Source organism: Lapillicoccus sp. (assembly GCF_025353065.1).
GTDB lineage: Bacteria > Actinomycetota > Actinomycetes > Actinomycetales > Dermatophilaceae > Lapillicoccus.
This window is the reverse complement of the sequence record NZ_JANXRJ010000097.1, coordinates 1-2,209: the sequence shown is the minus strand read 5'-3', so window position 1 is coordinate 2,209 and position 2,209 is coordinate 1. Positions and strand designations below refer to the sequence as shown.

Here is a 2,209-nt window from a genome sequence, read left to right as displayed (position 1 = left end):
CAGAAACTTCGTGACTTCGAGCATCGAGGGAATCACGCCGCGGAGAGCATCACGGACGACATGGCCCACAGACACCTCCGAGAGCCGGGCTATCTCAGCGATTGAGTCGTGCAGGGTCGGCGGCAGCGAGACGCTGATGCGGTGATTTGTCATGTGCTGAATCGTACAGTGACCGGGTGACATTCCAGCCCAACACGCCGTGCAGCGGGTATGGGCCGGGGGAGAAAGACACTCCCCCAACCCAGACCAAGAGCGTGAGAGGCGGCAGCCGGATGCCTCAACCCCGGAGGGATGCCAGCCCTACCGGGGGAAGGTGCTCCGCACCTCTGCGGGTGCGGAGCACGGTCGGGGGTTGACCCACCCTCGTCCCAGCGTGGGGGCGAGGAACACCGGGCGGGTCGGAGACGCCGCAACGCGCCAGCAGGCGCTCTCACGGCGTCCCCAGCCCCCTGGACTCCATCCGGGGGAACGGAGGCCGCAGCACGGCCACGAGGCGGCACACGGGGCACATGAACGTCGGCGACAGACGATCGCGTGCGCGCAGCTCCGCAGGAGGGTTCGGGATGATCCGGAGGGCCCAGGCCAGCGTGATCCGCTTCGTGACAACGCCGCACTCTCGGCAGCGCGGATACATCATCACGCGAGAGCCCCCCAGCTCAAGACCGTGAACCAGGTGGGCCGACCGCCGCTCATCGACGCCGACAGACGCGCGCCGCAGGAGCACAGCCACTCCCAACGCGCCGCGTCGGCCACGGTCCGCCGCCAGTCGTGCTGCGGCCAGGGGTGGCGCCGCTTCGTCGCGAGGCGGTCCCTCACCACGGGAGAGCCCCCTCGTACTCCGGCGCGATCGCGGGGCCGAACGAGGTGGCCGGCTCATCGAGGGTCGACCGCTCGTCGGGCATGAACCCGGTCATCCCGCGGTCCTCAAGCCACGACACCGCCGCAGCCCCACCGTCCGCCAGGACCACGCCGACGAACTCGCGTCGCAGGGCGCGACTCATCGCCTTCCGCACGTCTCGACCGCGGAGCAGGAGGGCCACCGAGCCCTCCTTCGCGGTCTCTTCGGCGGAGACGGCCCAGGGGTCTTGCTCGTCGCCCACCCCTGCGAAGTCCCGGAGTCCGCGCGAGAACGCGATCACCCGGCGACCCGCGGTCGCACGTTCGTACTCGGCGTACAGCAGCTGCCACTTCCGGTCGCCGCCCAACGCCGCGAGAAGCTGAAGCTCCGCGGGCGTGATCGAGGTACCCGAGCGCTTCGTGCTCCGCGACGCCAGCTCGTGCGCCATCGCGTCCGGAGTGAGCCGCCCCCGGTCCTCGGCTTGCTTCGTGAAGTAGTCGCCCAGCACCCGCTCGGCGTCGACCCCGACGACCTCGTGCAGGTCCTGAGCCCGGTCCGACACGCGCCGACCCGCCGACTCCGCGGAGCGGGACCAGCGGCGAAGCATCGACCGCAGCAAAGCGGACGCCGACGTAGCGTGCCCCGGTTCCACAAACGCCAGCCAGTGCAAGTGGGCATGCCACCCCGTCGTCTCGGAGTACTTCTCCTCGAGCACCCGGACCCAGTGAGTCACTCCGTGGTCGCGACGATCGCGAACCCAGAACTTGCCTGAGGTGACCGCGGCCCAGGCGTCCGTTACGACGGTCAGGGACCCGGACAGCGAGTCCGTGAGGTCGTGGCCGACCGTGAACGTCCCGAACAGCACCGAGCCGCCGTAGGCCTGCCAGGCCGCGACGCACTGACGGATCTCATCTCGGTTGCGCGAGTAGAGGCGCGGGCCGCACATAGGGCAGTTGCGGGATCCGCACACCATGACGCCCCCGACAGACACCCCGGTTTCGGAGCGACGGACCGGCGCTACCGGCAGGATCCCGCGAGTCGTGCAGAGGCGCTGCCGACGAGCGGTCGAGCCGTCCCGGAGGTAGTCCAAGACCTGCCAGCGGGCGTCCGTCAGGGTCAAAGGTGAAGAGTTATCCGTGTAGTTCTCAAGAGCGCCCCTCGCGGGGCGACGGGGGGCCGTGGCATCATGTGTCAAGGCGCACCACTTCCCGCATGGATGAGGTAGCTACTTGCACGTTGAAAGCCCCGGCTGGTACCGGGGCTTTCGTGCGTTCAGGAGTGAGCATCGGGGGACTCGAGACGGAGGAACCGGCGGGCGTCACCGTGCTGGAGCTCGTCGCTCGCACCGAGCACCCGAGCGAGAACCGCCTC

Annotated in this window: 1 protein-coding gene; it reads right to left on the bottom strand. The window is 69.3% G+C overall.

Annotation, left to right across the window (positions count from 1 at the left end; translation table 11 throughout):
• Window positions 1-812: 812 nt before the first annotated feature.
• A complete protein-coding gene (locus tag Q0R63_RS07890) occupies window positions 813-1,958 on the bottom strand; it encodes a protein rep (RefSeq protein WP_295696053.1) in 1,146 nt (381 codons plus the stop codon).
• Between the last annotated feature and the right edge of the window lie 251 nt (window positions 1,959-2,209).